Source organism: Marinicella gelatinilytica, assembly GCF_026410405.1.
Classification (GTDB): domain Bacteria; phylum Pseudomonadota; class Gammaproteobacteria; order Xanthomonadales; family Marinicellaceae; genus Marinicella; species Marinicella gelatinilytica.
Genome location: NZ_JAPMLN010000016.1, coordinates 103078 through 121853, shown reverse-complemented (window position 1 = coordinate 121853; position 18776 = coordinate 103078). Strand labels below are relative to the sequence as shown.

General features: G+C 44.2%; 16 protein-coding genes. 13 read left to right on the top strand and 3 right to left on the bottom strand.

Annotated elements, in window-relative coordinates:
• The first annotated feature begins 37 nt into the window (after positions 1 to 37).
• From OS173_RS11200 to OS173_RS11185, 4 genes are all read left to right on the top strand, one after another.
• Positions 38 to 2107, top strand: coding sequence for a TonB-dependent receptor plug domain-containing protein (locus OS173_RS11200; protein ID WP_267184375.1), 2070 nt, complete (start codon positions 38 to 40; stop codon positions 2105 to 2107).
• 8 nt (positions 2108 to 2115) lie between these two features.
• A complete protein-coding gene (gcvPB, locus tag OS173_RS11195) occupies positions 2116 to 3567 on the top strand; it encodes an aminomethyl-transferring glycine dehydrogenase subunit GcvPB (protein WP_267184374.1) in 1452 nt (483 codons plus the stop codon).
• Entirely contained in the window at positions 3567 to 3944 is a 378-nt protein-coding gene (locus OS173_RS11190; protein ID WP_267184373.1) for a diacylglycerol kinase, read from the top strand. Before gcvPB ends, OS173_RS11190 begins: the two co-directional genes overlap by 1 nt.
• A gap of 169 nt (positions 3945 to 4113) precedes the next feature.
• Complete coding sequence (locus OS173_RS11185) at positions 4114 to 5811, top strand: hypothetical protein (RefSeq protein WP_267184372.1); 1698 nt, start codon at positions 4114 to 4116, stop codon at positions 5809 to 5811.
• On the opposite strand, the gene OS173_RS11180 is transcribed toward OS173_RS11185, so the two are convergent.
• Positions 5812 to 6231, bottom strand: coding sequence for a VOC family protein (locus OS173_RS11180; RefSeq protein ID WP_267184371.1), 420 nt, complete (start codon positions 6229 to 6231; stop codon positions 5812 to 5814). It lies immediately after the preceding gene.
• 141 nt (positions 6232 to 6372) lie between these two features.
• Between OS173_RS11180 and OS173_RS11175 the strand changes: the two genes are divergently transcribed.
• From OS173_RS11175 to OS173_RS11165, 3 genes are all read left to right on the top strand, one after another.
• Complete coding sequence (locus OS173_RS11175) at positions 6373 to 7014, top strand: hypothetical protein (protein WP_267184370.1); 642 nt, start codon at positions 6373 to 6375, stop codon at positions 7012 to 7014.
• Positions 7015 to 7149: 135 nt separating this feature from the next.
• Complete coding sequence (locus tag OS173_RS11170; protein WP_267184369.1) at positions 7150 to 7590, top strand: acyl-CoA thioesterase; 441 nt, start codon at positions 7150 to 7152, stop codon at positions 7588 to 7590.
• Between the two features lie 50 nt (positions 7591 to 7640).
• Positions 7641 to 8090 (top strand): potassium channel family protein, encoded by a 450-nt coding sequence (locus OS173_RS11165; RefSeq protein WP_267184368.1) that lies wholly within the window; start codon positions 7641 to 7643, stop codon positions 8088 to 8090.
• 8 nt (positions 8091 to 8098) lie between these two features.
• On the opposite strand, the gene OS173_RS11160 is transcribed toward OS173_RS11165, so the two are convergent.
• Positions 8099 to 8293 (bottom strand): hypothetical protein, encoded by a 195-nt coding sequence (locus tag OS173_RS11160; protein WP_267184367.1) that lies wholly within the window; start codon positions 8291 to 8293, stop codon positions 8099 to 8101.
• Between the two features lie 201 nt (positions 8294 to 8494).
• Here OS173_RS11160 and OS173_RS11155 point away from each other — a divergent pair, with 201 nt between their 5' ends.
• The 6 genes from OS173_RS11155 to msrA all read left to right on the top strand — a co-directional run bounded on the left by OS173_RS11155 (position 8495) and on the right by msrA (position 17315).
• A complete protein-coding gene (locus tag OS173_RS11155; RefSeq protein ID WP_267184366.1) occupies positions 8495 to 9391 on the top strand; it encodes a recombination-associated protein RdgC in 897 nt (298 codons plus the stop codon).
• A gap of 6 nt (positions 9392 to 9397) precedes the next feature.
• Complete coding sequence (locus tag OS173_RS11150; protein WP_267184365.1) at positions 9398 to 10048, top strand: HD domain-containing protein; 651 nt, start codon at positions 9398 to 9400, stop codon at positions 10046 to 10048.
• Positions 10039 to 12024: a transglycosylase SLT domain-containing protein gene (locus OS173_RS11145; protein ID WP_267184364.1), complete on the top strand. Its 1986-nt coding sequence runs from the start codon at positions 10039 to 10041 to the stop codon at positions 12022 to 12024. Before OS173_RS11150 ends, OS173_RS11145 begins: the two co-directional genes overlap by 10 nt.
• Positions 12015 to 13253, top strand: coding sequence for a multifunctional CCA addition/repair protein (locus OS173_RS11140; protein WP_407659820.1), 1239 nt, complete (start codon positions 12015 to 12017; stop codon positions 13251 to 13253). The genes OS173_RS11145 and OS173_RS11140 overlap by 10 nt, the downstream gene beginning before the upstream one ends.
• Positions 13254 to 13265: 12 nt before the next feature.
• Positions 13266 to 15779, top strand: a complete 2514-nt coding sequence (locus OS173_RS11135; RefSeq protein ID WP_267184363.1) for a M14 family zinc carboxypeptidase — start codon at positions 13266 to 13268, stop codon at positions 15777 to 15779.
• Between the two features lie 225 nt (positions 15780 to 16004).
• The gene (gene msrA, locus OS173_RS11130; protein WP_267184362.1) at positions 16005 to 17315 is read left to right on the top strand and encodes a peptide-methionine (S)-S-oxide reductase MsrA; all 1311 of its coding nucleotides are present in this window, start codon (positions 16005 to 16007) and stop codon (positions 17313 to 17315) included.
• On the opposite strand, the gene OS173_RS11125 is transcribed toward msrA, so the two are convergent.
• Positions 17312 to 18718 (bottom strand): hypothetical protein, encoded by a 1407-nt coding sequence (locus tag OS173_RS11125; RefSeq protein WP_267184361.1) that lies wholly within the window; start codon positions 18716 to 18718, stop codon positions 17312 to 17314. The genes msrA and OS173_RS11125 overlap by 4 nt on opposite strands.
• Between the last annotated feature and the right edge of the window lie 58 nt (positions 18719 to 18776).

Sequence of the window (18776 nt, the reverse complement as noted above, 5' to 3'; positions counted from 1 at the left end):
GACAATAATGCTCAGATACATTGCCTTTCTTATATTGATGATGCCGGTTTTTACGGTGGCTTCTGCAACTGAACAAACAACCATAGACTCGGCAGAACAGGCACAGCAACCAAAACTGAAAGAAGCCCAAAACAATGATCAGGAATTGTCTCCGATTCAAGTCACCGCTTCGCGTTTGGCCACAGGAAGTAATGATAGTGTTCGCGCGGTGACAGTGGTCACCAGAGAAGACATAAAACATAAGCCCAACGCTTTATTACCGGATTTATTGCGCAATGAAACCGGTGTGTATATTCAACAAACCACCCCCGGCCAGGGCATTCCGATTATTCGGGGTCTAAAAGGATCGCAAAACTTACATTTAATCGATGGTATGCGTTTAAACACCGCTTTTTTTAGAAATGCACCGAATCAATATTTTGCTTTGGTGGATCCGTTTATGACATCACAGATTGAAGTGGTTCGTGGTCCGGGTTCGGTATTATATGGTGGCGATGCCTTAGGTGGTGTGGTTAATGTCATTACCCATACACCGGATTTTGTGGGTTCAAACTGGCAATCAACCGGGCAATTGGCAGGAATATATAACAGTGCTGATGAACAGTGGCTTAGTCATATCAATATAGACAGTGGTAATGAAAACGTGGCCACCACTTTGGGTTTAAGTTACCAAGACATCGGTCATCGCACCACCGGCAGTGGTGAAACCATTCCTTTCACTGCTTACAATGCGCGAGCGGCTAATAATAAATGGCTTTATCAGGTTAACGATGAACATCGCTTAATTTTTGATATGCAATACCTGCGGCAACCGGCAACCCCGCGGGTGGATGACCTGGTGGCCGGTTTTGGCCAGACTGAACCTGATTCACAATTATTTTTATTCCGACCCAATGAGCGTTATTTTGCACATTTGAATTACCAATCAACGCAAAGCACCGGTTGGTTTGACAGTGCCGATTGGCATCTGGCATGGCAAAAAATTGTCGATGGTCGATTAAAACAAGCTCTAAATAGTGAAAGTGTGAGCACTGAACAGAATGGCAGTGAACTGTTTGGGCTGCAAGTGGATTTTGATAAAGCTTTTGGTCACAACGGTCAGTGGGTGTATGGCTTTGAGGCCTATCAAGACACCATCAGCAGCGCCAAGCAAAAAACCAAAAATGGTATCACTGTTGATGTTGAATCGAGGTTTCCGGATCAATCTAAGATGCAACATTGGGCTATATTCGCTGATTATCATCACCGCTTAGGCTTACATGAATTGAGCGCCGGTGGCCGTTATAGCGACTACAACATTGATCTGAACAACCCGCAAATCAATGATGATGTTTTAAAATTATCCGATATCACTTGGCAATTAGGTTGGCTATATCAGCTGAGTGACGCTGATCGATTATTTGCCAACTTGAGTCGTGGTTTCCGGCCACCGAATATTTTTGATTTAGGCCAAGTGGGTGATCGACCCAATAACCGCTTTAATGTGGTGAATGCCAATGTCAAACCTGAATCTGTGCATACCTTGGATGTTGGTTTCAAACATGCAGGAAACGGTTGGCAGGCCGAAACGGTTTTGTTTGTTTCGGATTATAACGATGTGATTGCTTCGACATTGACCGGTGAAACCACCGCTTCAGGTCAGGACATCGTGCAATCACAAAATATTGGTGAAGTGCGATTGTGGGGTATTGAGGCGCAATACAACCGCTATTTTAATGATGGCGGTCATTTATATGCCCATTTGACTTACACCTATGGAGAACAAACCGACGCTGATCAAGATGAGCCGGCGGATCGCATTCCACCTGCTTTTGGTGTGCTTGGTTATCATTGGCCATTATCAGGTGCGCTGACCTGGCGACAACAAGTGCGTTATGCCACCAACCAAGACCGATTAAGTGGACGAGATGTGCGTGATGCCCGCATTAATCCCTTGGGTACCGGTGGCTTTGTGGTATATGATAGCCACCTGACATGGCAGGTCGGATTACAGACCACGATGCGTGTCGGTATCGAGAATCTGTTTGATAAAAAATACCGTGAACATGCCTCTGGTTTAGATGCCGCCGGTCGAAATTACCACGTTTCCGTGTTTTATGAGTTTTGAGTGAATCTATGTTAATTTTTGAAAAATCTAAACCCGGCCGCAGTGCTTGGGCACAATCTCTTGATGCGTTGGATGTTAGCCATCTTATCCCCGAAGCTTACCAACGTGATGTGCGTTTGGGTATGCCGCAAGCCAGTGAATTGGATGTCGTCAGGCATTACACCCAATTGAGCCAGAAAAATTTTTCCATTGAAACCAATTTCTATCCTTTGGGCTCTTGTACCATGAAGTACAACCCCAAGGTCTGCAATACCCTGGCCATGCGTGAAGAGTTTTTATCACGCCACCCTCTGGCCCATGATTCGCTGTCTCAAGGCTATTTAGAATGCATGTACCATTTGCAGGAAATCTTGCAGGCGGTTACTAATATGGCCGGTGTGTCGTTAACACCGATGGCCGGTGCCCAGGGTGAGTTTGCCGGTGTCGCCATGATTAAAGCCTATCATGATGACCGTGGTGATACCGCACGTAAAGAGATTATTGTGCCCGATGCCGCGCACGGTACCAACCCCGCCACCGCCATTATGTGCGGCTATAAAGTCAAAGAAATCCGTACTGACAAAGATGGCAATGTGGATATGGATGCACTGGAAGCGGCTTTAGGGCCCCAGACCGCCGGGATTATGTTGACCAATCCCTCCACCTTGGGTGTGTTTGAAACCCATATTAAGGAAATCGCTGATAAAGTGCATGCCGTCGGTGGTTTGCTTTACTACGATGGTGCAAACTTAAATGCCATTATCGGTAAAACCAACCCCGGTATCATGGGTTTTGATGTGATTCACATGAATTTACATAAAACCTTTTCCACACCGCATGGCGGCGGTGGCCCCGGTTCCGGTGCCATTGGTGTCGGTAAACGCCTGTTGCCTTATATGCCGGTACCATATGTCGGTAAAGACGACAATGGCTATCATTTTGTCGATGAAAAACGTGCTCCAAAAACCATCGGCCGTTTATCGGCGTTTGCCGGTAATGCCGGGGTTAATTTACGGGCTTATGTGTATGCTTTATTGCTCGGTAAACAAGGCATGCAGCGGGTCAGTGAATTTGCCACATTAAATGCCAACTATTTAATGAAACGTCTACAGGACAAGGGTTTTCAACTGGCGTTTAAAAATCGCCGCGCCAGCCATGAATTTATCATCACCTTACGCCGTCAAGCCAGAGAATTGGGGCTGTTGGCCTCTGATTTAGCCAAAGGCTTATTGGATAAGGGCATGCATGCACCAACGGTATATTTTCCGTTATTGGTGGCTGAATGTTTGTTGATTGAGCCCACCGAAACTGAATCCAAAGAAACCTTGGATTTGTTTGTTGAAGCCATGGCTGAAATTTTAGAACAAGCTGAAAAAGACATTGATGTTCTAAAAAAAGCCCCCTACACCACACCGGTCAGACGCTTAGACGAAGTCAAAGCAGTGAAAGAACCTAATATAATTTGGGACATGAATGCTTAATGGCTGATCCGACTTTTCGCGGACCAAAGCAACTTTTAAAAGCCTTTCAATGGACCCTGCAAGGCTTTAAAAGTGCCTACCAAGTCGAAGCCAGCTTCCGTCTGGAAGTCTGGCTTTTTATTGTACTGTTACCGGTGGCCGTTTGGTTGGCACAAACACCGGCACAACTTTTTGTCTTGGTAGTCACCGGCCTTCTGGTGTTACTGGTGGAGCTGATTAATTCAGCCATCGAAGCAGTGGTGGATTTGGTGGTCGGTGCCAAACAACATCCTTTAGCAGGACGGGCTAAAGACGTGGGTTCCGCTGCAGTGTTTCTGGCCTTATGCATTTATGGATTGAGTTGGCTGTTGGTTATATACCAACGATTTTTTGTCTAAATATCCTCTAACGACACGGCTGCTGTTGAATTTAAACGAATTAATACACCGTAGCTGCGACCCTTGCGGTCGCCTAATCTAGACCAACCGCAACTTAGTTTGTGACTCCTGTCATGCTTTGTTTTCGCGCTTGTGGTAATATTTAATGGTCTTCCATAAGGATATTTTTATGAATCGCAACACCCTAAAACCTCGGATTTTATTATTCATAATTTTGATTTTTTCAGTATGCGCTGTTAATGCTTTAACACTTAATCCTCTGATTGAAGCCCCGGACGGGCATACGCTCATCAACCAAAAACCGCTGCTGTTTAATGAGCAGATTATTTTTGTCACGGAACAAAACGATGATTACACGCTGTGGGCTTATGATTTAAGTGATCACAGTTACACCACATTGCACACTTTTGAGGATTATTTTTATCCAAAGTTTTATGTGATGGGAGGTTATTTTTACTTTAAAGATAATTTTTTCACAAATTTACCACATTATAATCGCCTATGGAAATCAGACGGTACTCCTTTAGGTACTAAATCAGTGGATGGGGCCCCCCTTCATAAAACCCCGATGTACCAAAAAGGAAATCTTATTTTTGCAAGAAGTGCGCTGAATGAACAAATGCTTACTGTTTACGATGGTCATGTCATAGAAAATCAATTGAGAGATTCGGCCTCAGATTTTGATACATCTATGCCTAATCTCGCATGTGGATTTGGAGTGCGAGATTTTATTTATCCCGTCTATCTGTTTTACAGCAACCAAATAAGTCTTGTTCGGTATCATTATAACAACGCTGTCGACTATTCTGAGAGTTTGCCAGTAGGTTTTGAGCTTGATGAGGACCTTGTCTGGTATTATGAAGACACCTGTTTATATCATATCGATGCACAGCAGTTCAGTGATATTTTGGTGATACCGGAACAAGATGATCACTATTTTCTGGGGGAACAGTTGGGTTTTAGTGAAGTTAATTATCTGACCCGATTTAAAAATCATTATTATATGATCGCTTATGAGGAAAACGGAGGCAGTCAACTTGTTAAGCTATCATCGGACTTGAGCAAAGTAGAGAAGCAAGTTGAATTTGGTTTTTATTTAGGAATTATGACGCTAACTGTGAGTAATGAATATTTAATTGCATATGCCCATAGTGGCCCCACAGCTTCGCCACCGGCTTGGACAACCAGCTATTATGATGAAAATCTAAATAAGATTCTCGGTTTAGGCGGTCCTTTTACGGATGTGCCTGAAGTTTATCCGCGTGATGGCGGCGAAACGGTGGTGATTAATCATTACACCAATGGTTTGAACTTAAAAACCCTGACAACCGATATCACCAACCAATCGCCCGGATTGGATCTAAACCAGAATGAGTTGATTAATATAATCACCGATGAGGATAAGACCGAAACTTTTGCACTTATAAAAGATTTACGGAGTGGTCAATCATCCATTAAAACACTCGAAGCAGTCCCGGATATGGGCGCTTTAAGTGTCGGTAACTGGTTTGACCCGGATTACCAAAACCAGGGCATGAGTATTGTTGAAGGCTTGCGTGATGATGGCAGCCGTTATTTATTTGTGACCTTGTATTTGTTTCGAGACGGTCAGCCTTTGTGGTTAGCCGGCACCAGTAATATAAATTATCCGCAACCGACCTTAGATATTGAATTGGGTGAATACAGTGGTCTTGGGTTGTGGCAAGCCGATACCCCGGCGCAGGTGGAAAAGTTTGCTGATATGACCTTGAGCATGGACGGTTGTCATCAGATGATGATGAACTTAGAAACAATGGACGGGCAAACCTTTAATATTGCGCTGCAGCGTATGGTGAATAACGATATCAACCAATTCTGCAAAGATTAATCACCAATGACCGACTTTGGGCATGGAGGCCCAGGGTTCTTTTTTGGGCAAGGGTTCGCCTTTTTGTAGCAGTTCAATGGAAATATTATCCGGGCTTCTGACAAAAGCCATGTGGCCGTCCGAGGGTGGTCGGTTAATGGTGATACCGGCATCCATCAAGCGCTGGCAAATGTCATAAATATCATCCACTTCATAGGCCAGGTGGCCGAAATTCCGACCCTCATCATAATCACCGCCGTCCCAATTATAAGTGAGTTCAATTTGTGCTGACTCGTCACCAGGGGCGTGTAAAAACACTAAAGTAAAACGTCCGGCTTCGACTTCTTTGCGGTGCGATTCAACCAGGCCTAAATGCTTCACATAAAAATCTAAAGATTCATCTAAGTCCGAAACCCGAACCATGGTGTGTAAATATTTCATAAGTTGTCGATTGTTAGCTTAATATAAAAGTATATCTCTGGTTGATGGGTCATTTTTTCAAGCTAAACCGATTCTGAACGGTTCAGATAAAATTCATCTTTTTGCGATAAATTAGTGTTAAGTATGTATCAGGAGTACACCATGAAAAAATTATCGATTGTGACATTGATTACGATGCTTGGTTTAAGCTTAAGCGTTTCTGCCGGACGATATGACAACCAGTCAAACAGGCACAATAATCAAGACACACGTAGTGCTGTTAAAGGTCTCCATGATCGGAGCCCACAGCCCTCACGTTATCAGTCAAAACAACAGCCCAGTACCTATAGTTCAAACAAAAACAGATCTCATAATAGGTCCCACGGACAGATCCGTGGTCAAGGCGGTTTCAACCATGATTATCGCGGCAACCGCCATTTTGATGACAGTTATGTGGTAACCAAACCTAATTATTCACAGGGCTCTTACCGCAACAAGTACCGAAACTATAGCTATGGTGATTGGCGCAATGACAGCCGTCATTACCACAGCCAATGGCGGACTTATGGTCATACTTACTATTATTACCAGCCTTATAATCATGACCGATATCGGTACCGTCCGGTGCGTGGCTTAGGCCATTATTATCAACGAGTCGGTTACGGTTATGGCCATTGGCATGAAGGCCACTGGTGTGATGTTTACCACGCACCAAATTTCTATGTGAGTTACTATAATCACTACCCCTACCATAACGGCTGGCGCATGGGTGACGGTGATTTTGGTATTTGGTTTAGCTTTTAAGACCAGATGAGGCAAGCGTTTCTTCAAAGGCGCCACCATGGCGCCTTTTTTTAGTGGATAGCATTTTGTTTTACTGAAATGCTTGAGATGTGATCAAAAGCGTGGCAATCTGATTGTTTTATATGTGTGAGTTAGATGAGAACTTTAGATGAATTCAACAAGGCATTTCCGGTACAAGTGACTTTGCCGGTGCAGTGGGGTGATATGGATGCTTTTGGGCATGTTAATAACACCCTATATTTCCGTTATTTTGAAACGGCGCGATTGGCTTATATGGCTGATATGAAGCTACTGGAAACCATGCAGAAAAAACAGATTGGCCCTATTCTGGCAGAAACAGACTGCCGTTTTAAAAGACCTCTGACATATCCTGATCATATTTTGGTTGGTGCTTCGGTGGTAGAAAACCATGAATATGGTTTTTTGATGCGTTATGGTATTTATAGCGAAACGCAAAAAACTGTGTGTAGTGTCGGCAGTGGTCGCATCGTGTTGTTGGATTATAAAACCGGTGCTAAGCTTAAGCCTGATCAACAAATGTTGGATGCCATAAGGTACATTGAAGAAAAAGGTTAATCGATGGTTTTTTCCACATCAATCGCTATTTTTCCTGATAAACTTAAGCAATGATGACGCCCAGTCCTGCTATGTTTATTGCTGCCTCAGCCATTAATATCACATTGGTGGCTCTGGTTGTGTTGATTCATTATGAGTTTTTATCACGCCTCAGTGTATTTCCTGAAAACAAGCCAATAAAACCGAGATTACGTGTTCTTAAAGGCGTGGTAGGCGCCTTAATTGCTCATTCGGTGGAAGTGTGGGTGTTTGCTGTTGGTTATTATCTGCAGTTGAAGAATCCCGCATTTGGTTCAATGACCGGTGAATTTGATGGCTCTTTTTGGGATTGTGTGTATTTTTCTTTTACCACGTTTTCAACCTTGGGATTCGGTGACATTGAACCCCATGGTTTAGTGCGTTTTTTAACCGGTATCGAATCTCTCACCGGTTTGGTGCTGATTACTTGGTCGGCATCTTTTTTATTTATTAAGATGCAAAAGTATTGGCATAACGATTAATCTAAGATTTACTGTTCGTGATGGTCCCAGATACCGTGACCACGTCTGCGATCTTTACCGCTGCGTCGATCCTGAAAGTCGTTGTCGAAACGTATGGTTTGGCGCCGGTCTGTGTTTTGGCGTCGATCATAATGTCGGCGGTCGAAGTTGGCGTGTTTATGGGTGGATTTACCACCAAAAAGTGTTCTAAATAATGATGTCATATACCCCTTTCCCGTGCCTGGTTATCATTTTAAATTAAGTGTTCAGGCATCTTGTTAGCTTAATTATTATTAGCATGAAATGGCAAAAAAATCCAGCAAAAAGGAATTTGATTGGTTTTAAAGCTAACAATATGAGAATCGTTATGAACAGTATTCAGGTGGGTTCTTTGTTAAAATGCACACTTTTTACAAGGATTCCTTATGTGGTTTAAGAACGCCCGTTTGTTTCAACTTAATGAAGATTTCTCACTTAATGCAGAACAATTGTCTGATGCTTTAAAAGCTGATGCATTACGCCCCTGTGGCCCTATGGAGATGGTATCGAAAGGTTGGTTGTCGCCGTTTGGCGAAGACAGTGATTTGTTTGTGCTGCAAAGTGGCGATGCCATGTTATTTAATTTGGGTATTGAAGAAAAAGTCATGCCGGCGGCGGTGGTGAATCACCAATTAAGTCAGCAGGTGGCGCAAATCAAACAAACCACCGGCGAAAAGCCCGGTCGTAAGCAGCAAATGGATATTAAGCAACAGTTAATGAATGAAATGTTACCAAAGGCTTTTGTTAAACCCAAAACAGTGCATGCTTATATTGACATTAAGCTGAATCAATTGGTGGTTAACAGTGCCTCACAAAATGCCGCTGAAGATCTGGTCAGTCAATTACGCCAAACCCTGGGTTCTTTTAAAGCCTCGGCCTATGGGCCATCTTCCTCAATGGCCGACAGCATGACCCAATGGGTGATTAAAGATCAACCGCCCGGTGGTTTTATGCTGGACACGGAAATTGTGTTAGAAACCCTGGATGATAACAAAGGCGTTGTGCGCGGCCGAAACATTGAACATCTTGATGATCAAATGAAGCGACACATTGAAAACGGCTATTTAGTGACACAATTGGGTTTAAGTTATCAGGATCGGGTGGAGTTTGTGTTAGGTCATGATATGGGCATTAAGAAAATTAAGTTTACGGATGTGGTGTTGGATCAGCTTGAAGAAAGCAGCATTGAATCTGAATGGCAGCTTTTGGACAGTCAATTTACCTTATTCAGTTTAGAGGTTCGGGCGCTACTAACAGAATTAAATAAATTGTTTAAACAATAAATCTCAATGCAGCCTGCGGCACTTCAACAATGGCAACAACGATTTTGTGAATGGCTAAAAAGCCAAAAAACAGCTGATGGCGCGCATGATATTAACCACATAAAACGGGTGGTGAAAACGGCCCGGCAACTGGCTGAAATGGAACAGGCTGATTTGGCGGTGGTGATACCTGCCGCTTGGTTACATGATTGTGTGGCAGTGGCTAAGGATGATTCCCGACGAGCGAAGGCATCGGTTTTAGCCGCTGAAAAAGCCGGCAATTTGCTGCAAAACTGGGATTATCCGGACAGCCATATTCCGGCCATTCAACATGCCATAGAAGCCCACAGTTATTCTGCCAATATCCCATGCCAAACGCTGGAAGCCAAAATTGTTCAGGATGCGGATCGAATGGACGCAATCGGTGCCATTGGTGTAGCGCGAACGGTGATGGTTGGTACAAGCTTGGGTAATCCGTTAACACATAATGAAGACCCGTTTTGTTATCATAGAAAGCCGGATGATAAATTGGCTATGGTGGATCACTTTTATACCAAGTTATTACATTTAAAAGACAGTTTTCACACTGAATCAGCCTGCCAAGAAGCCAATCGACGCCATCAATTTATGCTGGATTTTTTACAACAACTGGAAAGCGAGGTGACAGGATGCGAATAAAAAATTGTTCACTTAAGCCGTTGAGTCGGCTATTACTTTTATGTGTTTTGGTGTTCAATGCCCCCGCTTTTGCTGATGATAATGACCAACAACGTAGTTTATTCAAACAACTCTATTATCAAGCACTCAACGGTCAAACGGCTGCGGTTAAAAAAAAGCGGGAGCAACTTAAAGATTACCCCGTCATCCATTATTTAGATTATGCCTTGCTAGTGGCTGATATGGATAATTTACCAATTACTAAAATCAATGCCTTTAAACTAGCACATCCTGATAGTCCCTTGAATCGGCGCTTATCTGGTCATTTACAGACCGCCTTGGCGCAGCAAAAAAAATGGTCTTTACTACTCAAACATGGTGCAACTTTTAGTTCAGGCCAACGCCAATGCTGGTATTTGACGGCGCTTCTAAAAACCGGTAAAAAAGATAATTTACCAAATTTGGTTGAACAAACATGGTTACAGGGACATTCAATACCTGATGCTTGTAATGAGGTGTTTGACTGGTGGCGAGCGCAAGGTTATCAAACCGATGAATTGCTGCTAAAACGGATTAAGCTGAGCTTTCAGGAACGCCAATTGCCCCTATTGCGCTATTTAACGCAACAGCTGACTCAAACACCCGATTGGGTGAGCCTGGCTGAGGATTTGTTGGTGGATGATATGACCACCTTCAAAAAAGCCGCAAAATTAAAACCCCATCCCAAAACCAGCGAATTACTCTACCTTGCCGCGGAAAATGCAGCCAAAAAAAAACCCGCACAATTGTATGAGATTTGGCCGGATTTAAAAAAACAGCATGACTTTAGTGAGACACAAATCAATACCGTTGAACGGCTTACAGCCTTGTTTGCTGCCACTGATTATGAGCCTTTTTCCATTGCTGCCATGAAGGCCTTGCCGCCGGCTTCACAGGACAAACAAATTCGCGCCTGGATTACCCGGTATTACTTGTTCAATGGCGATTGGGCTGCGGTGGCCGAAAGCATTGAAAAAATGCCGGTCACGCAAAAACTTGATGAACGCTGGCAGTATTGGCTGGCCAGATCCTACGCTAAAACCGGAGAAACCACAAAAGCCCGGGATTTATTTCGAAACCTAAGTAAGCAGACTCATTATTATGGCTTTTTAGCGGCAGACCATCTACGTTTACCTTATTATTTGTGCCAAAAACCTGCCGATAAAGGCACTACAGATTTCATTTTACCTAAACCCATTGAACGGGCTGTGGAACTGTATCATGCCGGTTTATTAACCATGGCGCGCAGTGAATGGAATTTGGCTTATAGCGGTTTATCCGCTGACGAAAAGCTGGCACTGGCACAGCACATGAAAGCTGAAGGTTGGTACGCGAAGGTGATTACCACCATGGCAGATTTAGGCCGCTGGCAAGATTATGAATCACGCTATCCGGTGGCTTATGCCGATACCATTGACGGTTTCGCTGCTGAATCTAAAGTGACATCGCCGTGGGTGATGGCAGTGATTAAACAGGAAAGTGCCTGGGCCAAAGACGCGCTGTCACCGGCACGAGCGCATGGTCTGATGCAGTTATTACCGGAAACTGCCGGACGCATGGGTAAAGAACTTGGATTGGTTTGTTGCAGTCGTGACGATTTATATACCGCCCCGCTGAATTTACAGTTAGGTATTCATTATCAAAAGAACTTATTTAATCAATTTGATCATCCTTTGTTGGTAGCCGCCGCTTATAATGCCGGTGAAGGCAAAAGTATTGACTGGAGCAAAAATTTTCCCACGGCGCCGGATGTTTGGTTGGAAACCATTCCCTATCGAGAAACCCGTGGTTATATTCCACGAATTTTATCGAATGTGGTGATTTATGACTGGCTAAACTCAGGTCAGCCCAATCGCATTAGTCACTGGATGCCGACCATGCCCATTGATGGTCAGAAAAGTGATCTCTGGCCTAATAAAAAGGTGCCTTTGGAACGGGTTGAAACCTTATGCCATTAACTGGTTTGCGTGTTTATTTAGTCGGTGGTGCAGTACGTGATCGTCTGTTAAATATTGCGGTGAAAGATAAAGATTATGTGGTGGTGGGCAGTACGGTTGAGGAGATGCAGCAACGTGGTTTCTTGCCGGTGGGTGATGATTTTCCGGTATTTTTACATCCCAAAACCAAACACGAATATGCCCTGGCACGTACGGAACGAAAATCCGGTCGCGGCTACCATGGTTTTACCGTGGATGCCTCAGCTGAAGTCACCTTGAAAGAAGATTTACAGCGTCGTGATTTAACCATTAATGCCATGGCTGTGGATGAATCCACTGATGAGTTGATCGACCCCTGGGGTGGGCAGCAAGACATAAAAAACAAGGTTTTGCGCCATGTGTCGCCGGCTTTTGCTGAAGACCCGTTACGGGTACTGCGGGTGGCGCGGTTTATGGCCCGCTTTGCGCATTTAGGCTTTACCGTGCATCCGGAAACAATCGTCATGATGCAACAATTGGTGGCCGACAATGAACTACAAGAATTACCGGCTGAACGTATCTGGCAAGAAATTAAAAAAAGCCTGAATGAACCAACGCCCTCGGCATTTTTCTGGACCTTGCGTGAATGCGGTGCTTTAAAACAATTGTTACCGGAAATTGATGCTTATTTCGGGATACCGCAAACCCGTCAATGGCACCCGGAAATCGATACCGGCGTGCATGCCATGTTGGCAATAGATAATGCCAAGCATTTAAGTAACGAAGTGGCTTATGCGGTGATGGTGCATGATTTGGGCAAAGGCATTACCCCGGCGCATGTATTGCCAAGTCATCGAGGTCATGAAGCCACCGGAGTGCCTTTAGTGCGAGCGGTAAGCCGGCGTTTAAAAGTACCAAAAAACTATCAGCAATTGGCAGAATTGGTGTGTCGCTTACATTTAAAATGTCACACCATTGAAGTGTTACGAGCCAAAACCGTGGATAAATTATTTCAGGATTTAGATGCTTATCGGCGACCCGAACGGGTGGAACAGTTTGTACAAGCCTGCCAGGCCGATGCCACCGGCCGCTGGGGCGATGAGTTTCAGGATTATCCACAGGCTGACATCGTACGTCGCTATTTTAAAGCCGCCCAGGCAGTGGATATTAAACCGCTAATCGAGGCAGGCTATGAAGGCGAGAAATTAGGCCAGCAAATTAGACAAAACCGCATCCGTGCCATAGAATTGTGTCAAACAGACTCAACATAGGACACCAAACATATGCTTCATAAAATAATTGCCGTCATCTGCCTGATGTTGGCCGGCTCACTATGGGCCAAGCCCATCGATTATTACTTACCTGAAGGTGAACGTTTTAACGCCAGTATTCCCTCTCCGAGTGGTTTTCTTAATCAGGATTTAGGTGACGAACACCTGCGTCATGACCAAGTCGTGCGTTATATGGGGATGTTAGCTGCCAGTTCGCCGGAAGCCAAATTGATTGAATATGGTCAAAGTCATGAAGGCCGACGCCTGGTGTTGTTGGTTATCAGCAGTGCTGAAAATATGCAACAGTTTGAAGATTTGCCTCAGCGTAAAGATTTGCTGAAAGTCTGGCAGGGTTTCAGTGTTCATGGCAATGAGCCCAGTGGTGGTAATGCCTCAGTTTTGTATGCATGGTATGTGCTGTCAACCAATAACCAGGCGATTCGTGACAGCCTTAATAAGACCGTTATTTTAATTGACCCGACCATTAATCCTGATGGTTTTGATCGGTTTGCCACCTTTGCCAACAGTTTTCGATCTAAAGCCACAGTTACCGACCCTTATGACATGTCACACAATGAGCAATGGCCCAGTGGTCGCACCAACCACTATTGGTTTGATTTAAACCGTGATTGGCTGTTATTAACCCAGCCCGAATCACAAGGCCGCATCACTCAATACCAGAAATGGCAACCGCATTTAATCACCGATCACCATGAAATGGGGTCGGCCGCCAGTTTCTTCTTTCAGCCGGGTGTACCGGATCGCAAAAACCCATTAATTGTCAGCAACAATGTCACCTTGACCGAAAAACTGGCGGATTACCACGCCAAAGGCCTGGATAAACTCGGACAAAGTTATTATAGCCGCGAAAGTTTCGATGATTTTTATCCCGGTAAAGGCTCGACCTATCCGGATATTCAAGGCAGTGTCGGTATTTTATTTGAACAAGCGCGTGCCGAAGGCGGCGTCATTGAAACCCGTAACGGAGAACGTAGTTTAGCTGATGGTATTCGCAACCAATTTACCACAGCAGTCACGAGCTTAGTGGGCGCCAATGCCTTACGCGATGATTTTATCAGTCACCAACGTGAGTTCAGCCAGAAAGCCCGCGAAGCCGCTGCTAAGCTTACTATGAAAGGCTTTGTGGTGGATGTTTCAAAACAACCGCAACGACGATTGCAATTACTGGATTTCCTCGACCGCCATGACATTGAAGTCCGTAATCTGGCAGCCAATAAAACCATTGATAACCAGCGTTTTATTAAGGATCAGGCGGTTTATATCAGTTTAGATCAGCCGCAAACAACCTTGGTGCAAGCCTTATTTGCCACCGATAAGCGCTTTGAAAATAATACCTTTTATGATGTCTCGGCCTGGAATTTGCCGATGGCCTGGGGCTTACCTTGGGCACCGGTTTCCGGCAGTATAGACAGCAATGATCAGTTTGAGGTACCGAAAAGCCAAAACGGCTATAAAAAAGATGCGGTGGCCTTTGCTTTTAATTGGGATAATGCCAATGCACCTGCGGCGTTAAACTATTTGCTATCGCAACAACAAGAACTCTTTATCAGTGCGAAACCCCTACATGTTGATGGTAAAAAATTACCGGCAGGTAGTTTTATTCTGACCGTTAAAGACCAATCAGAAGATGATTTATTTTCCATGTTAAGTGCAGTCAGTGATTTGTTTGCTGTTGAGTGGCATGCTTTACGCACTTTTCAGGCTGACAGCGGCATTGATGTCGGTTCGCCTCAGGTGCAGCAAGTGAAAGCACCGAAAGTATTGATGGTGGTGGGTCAAGGCGTTAATGCTTATCAGGCCGGCAGCTTGTGGCATTTATTCGATACCCAGGTGCATTTACCACTGACCAAAGTCCGCATAAATCAACTCAGCCGTGTACCGTTACACCGTTACACCCACATCATAATGCCGGATGGCCGATACAACCAAGATTTTAGCGAGCAGCACAGCCAATCGATTCAAAAGTGGGTACAAGCCGGCGGTCATTTGATTGGTTTACAACGAGGTGCTGTTTGGGCGGATAAAAACCTGCAAGCCAAATCAGAATCGGAAAAAACCAACGAAGACAGCAAAGTAGATAAAAAAGACACAGTTGCTGAATCTAAGCATTACGCTGATTTTGAAGCCGATCAAGCTAAACGCATCTTGGGTGGCGCCATTGTCACTGCCAAAGCAGATTTAAGCCATCCTTTGGCTTTTGGTACCTTGAATGAAACCCAATATCCTCTGCTAAAAGGCGATGTGGTGTTAAGTGAATCTGAAAATCCTTATGCCACACCTTTGCGCCTTGCAAAAGAAGTGGAAGCTGCCGGTTATGTGTCTGATTATTGGCAGGAAAAACTCACTGAAAAACCGTTAATTACCGCGGATAGACTGGGACGTGGCAGTGTTATTCAATTTGGCTTTAACCCCAACTTTCGTGGTTTCTGGTATGGCACCCAGCGTTGGTTAATTAATGCCATCTATTTAGCTGATTTAGTACGCGAGACCAAGCTCAATAAATAGTCTTTTGTGCAAGCCGTCTTTGAAAAGGGGCGGCTTTTTTGAACATATTTTATTCGACGGATCCCTGCGCCTCACTCTACGAGCAACGTGAAGTTTTGTTCCTGACAATAATTTCATGCCAACCCGTTGGTCAATGGATAAGGACATCTATTGTCATATTTGTTCCAAACAGATTTTTCACGTACAGTTGTCTATAATTATGACTTATTGAAATTGAGCATAATTATGAGCAATCAAAATTATCTAAAAATATCAACAGTTCTGTTAATGCTGACCAGCCTATTGGCCTGTGCGGATGTTGACAAAAAGATAACAAATAAAAAAATCACCACACCGGAAGCAGCTACCAGTCACGTCAATACCCTGGTACTGGGTTCAGGTTGTTTTTGGGGTGCGGAAAAATTCTATGAAAGTTTAGACGGTGTCATTGATGCGGTGTCCGGTTATGCCGACGGCCAGGGCGTTGCACCGACTTACCGGGCCATCACCCAGGCACAAAACCGATTTAATGACAATAATTTTGCCGAAGTGGTCAAAGTCAGCTATAACCGCAATCAATTATCCAGCGACGATTTAATCAAACATTTTTTTGAGCTACATGACCCAACCCAAAAAAACCGTCAGGGTAATGATATCGGTACGCAATACCGATCTATCTTGTTGACCACGGATGAAGAACAATTAAAATTAGCCAAAAACCTGCGCGATGAATACCAAAAACAGCTCACCGCTGCGGGCTATGGCCGGATTCAAACCATCATTAAACCCCTGGACACGTTTTATCCGGCAGAAGAATATCACCAGGATTATATCGCGAAAAACCCCAATGGTTATTGTCCGGATCATTCAACCGGTGTCACTTTTCGTGATTCTCCGGGTCAAAAAAAAGCTGTCACGCAGGTTGATAACGATGCACTGCTGACAGGCAAAGCCATAATGGTATTAGAAGCTGATGGCTACTGCCCTTATTGTGAAAAATTCCGCAAGGATGTCAGTGAAAACTATCAGGGCGATATCCCTCTGGTGTACCGCACCGCCAAACAATTAAAAGACCTCGATATTGAAACACCCACCTGGGCCACACCCACGATTTACTTCTTAGAAGATGGTCAAGAAACCTTTGCCAAACAAGGCTATATGTCTGCCAAAGAATTTTATAAAGCCTTAGGGGCTTTTAAGCTTGGTGACAGTGAAGCCTATAAAGTCGCCTTTGCTGAAGGGACCGATAACCGGTTTTGCAAGCAATATGATTTATTTAAAGACACGCCGCCGGGTGTATTTACCGATAAACTCAGTGGTGAGCCTTTATTCGATACCGACCATCGCTTTGATTCCGGAACCGGCTGGTTGTCTTTCACCAAACCGGTTGAAGATTCGGTAATCGAAAAGCCAGATCACAGCCTGGGTATGGTTCGCACTGAAGTCATTGCTAAAACCAGTGGCATCCATTTGGGCCATGTGTTCGATGATGGCCCAAACGGCCAACCCCGATATTGTATTAATGCCACCGTTTTGGATTTTGTGGCACGTAATTAATTGGATTCAATTTTATTGATCAGGCGCTTGGCACTATGCGCTTGGCTTCTACTATAAACAGCGGGTACTGCATCGTTATAAGAAAAATGCACGGCGAAACCAATCATCGGCAAGCCTTTATAAACATGCGGTTTACCGGAATGAGTATCGACACCTGTGAGTTGTGCTGTGACAGATGAATCACCACTATATGGGTGATTTGAAGTAAATATTAAATGGGCTGTGCCTGATTGAGACTGTTTTCTTAATTGCGGATTTAACCGCCAACTTTCAGAATTAACATGATAAATATAGACGTTGTCTGCATCTGTTCGGCTCAAATTCATTGGGTCATCTTGGTTAATGTAGCGCATGAAATTATAAACAGCCGTATGCTGTTTTAAATAATCAATTTTTGTTGCGTGGCTTGACGAGCATGTATGACCACTCAAACAGGGATAAGGCGTTTGCCATCCTTCAACGGAAAAGGCCGCATAGTCAACTTCATTATTTGGGTAATAAAAGTTCTCAGAAAAATCAGGATCGCTCAGATGGTACGCTAAGGTTGGAAATGTCATGGTCCATTCGGTTTGTCCACGTACCTCGGTTATTAGACTGAATTCATTGGTCACAGATTGTTTCATTAATAAAGCACTGACAGCTTCATAACCATGATTCCATGTGGTTTCCACAACATCACCATCATATAAAATCCGGCTGTCTTTACTGCCGCTACTTAAATTCGGCTCAGCTGAACCGGCAGCTGTATGAAGTGTGGTATTACTCGGATAGAAATCGGCCAGCATAGTCACCGGCATATGAAAAGAAAAACCAGCAGCGACATTAATTAGCTCAGTGGTAACTTGTAAACCACCGGTAGCGGGTTGAAGACCTTGCAGCGGATTATTGGACCAAATACCGTTATTTGACCAGGCTTGTTCAATACTGCCGCAATAATTGACCTCACCCGGATAATCTGAGTAAAAATCCATGGTTGCCGGATCAATTTCACCCATCTCAATGACTTCAATAAAACCCGTTTCCCAGATATGATTGGACCAATCTGTGGGCTGTTTTCTTGGATCTGTGAGACCTAAAGTACAGGTGTTGTCGGTATTAAGGCCGGTGATAAATCCATCACGTTGAAGCAAGGCAATACGCCAGGTATCGTGTGGCCGCAGATAAATATTTAGACTGTATAGCGATTGTGCAGCCGTATCAGCGCTGCGGACATTAACCCGCACGGCTTTGTATTGATCACTGGTGTTCATGACCCTCACATGCGTTTCGTTACCGTCCACCACGGAATAAAACGGCACAATCCCAAGCTGGCCGGTACCGTCATTGGATAAATGCACAGCAGCTAAAGTTTGGCATTGAAAGCCGATTAAAAAAAGACTGATGATTGTAAGGAAGCGTTTCATGATAAACCCCATATTGGCTTGAATAACCCTAATAGTATAGCCAATATGGGATTAACAA

Excerpts from the sequence above, each read along its gene's own strand:
- OS173_RS11200 (WP_267184375.1), top strand. The coding sequence starts at position 38 with ATGATGCCGGTTTTTACGGTGGCTTCTGCAACTGAACAAACAACCATA.
- gcvPB (WP_267184374.1), top strand. The coding sequence starts at position 2,116 with ATGTTAATTTTTGAAAAATCTAAACCCGGCCGCAGTGCTTGGGCACAA.
- OS173_RS11190 (WP_267184373.1), top strand. The coding sequence starts at position 3,567 with ATGGCTGATCCGACTTTTCGCGGACCAAAGCAACTTTTAAAAGCCTTT.
- OS173_RS11185 (WP_267184372.1), top strand. The coding sequence starts at position 4,114 with ATGAATCGCAACACCCTAAAACCTCGGATTTTATTATTCATAATTTTG.
- OS173_RS11180 (WP_267184371.1), bottom strand. The coding sequence starts at position 6,231 with ATGAAATATTTACACACCATGGTTCGGGTTTCGGACTTAGATGAATCT.
- OS173_RS11175 (WP_267184370.1), top strand. The coding sequence starts at position 6,373 with ATGAAAAAATTATCGATTGTGACATTGATTACGATGCTTGGTTTAAGC.
- OS173_RS11170 (WP_267184369.1), top strand. The coding sequence starts at position 7,150 with ATGAGAACTTTAGATGAATTCAACAAGGCATTTCCGGTACAAGTGACT.
- OS173_RS11165 (WP_267184368.1), top strand. The coding sequence starts at position 7,641 with ATGATGACGCCCAGTCCTGCTATGTTTATTGCTGCCTCAGCCATTAAT.
- OS173_RS11160 (WP_267184367.1), bottom strand. The coding sequence starts at position 8,293 with ATGACATCATTATTTAGAACACTTTTTGGTGGTAAATCCACCCATAAA.
- OS173_RS11155 (WP_267184366.1), top strand. The coding sequence starts at position 8,495 with ATGTGGTTTAAGAACGCCCGTTTGTTTCAACTTAATGAAGATTTCTCA.
- OS173_RS11150 (WP_267184365.1), top strand. The coding sequence starts at position 9,398 with ATGCAGCCTGCGGCACTTCAACAATGGCAACAACGATTTTGTGAATGG.
- OS173_RS11145 (WP_267184364.1), top strand. The coding sequence starts at position 10,039 with ATGCGAATAAAAAATTGTTCACTTAAGCCGTTGAGTCGGCTATTACTT.
- OS173_RS11140 (WP_407659820.1), top strand. The coding sequence starts at position 12,015 with ATGCCATTAACTGGTTTGCGTGTTTATTTAGTCGGTGGTGCAGTACGT.
- OS173_RS11135 (WP_267184363.1), top strand. The coding sequence starts at position 13,266 with ATGCTTCATAAAATAATTGCCGTCATCTGCCTGATGTTGGCCGGCTCA.
- msrA (WP_267184362.1), top strand. The coding sequence starts at position 16,005 with ATGAGCAATCAAAATTATCTAAAAATATCAACAGTTCTGTTAATGCTG.
- OS173_RS11125 (WP_267184361.1), bottom strand. The coding sequence starts at position 18,718 with ATGAAACGCTTCCTTACAATCATCAGTCTTTTTTTAATCGGCTTTCAA.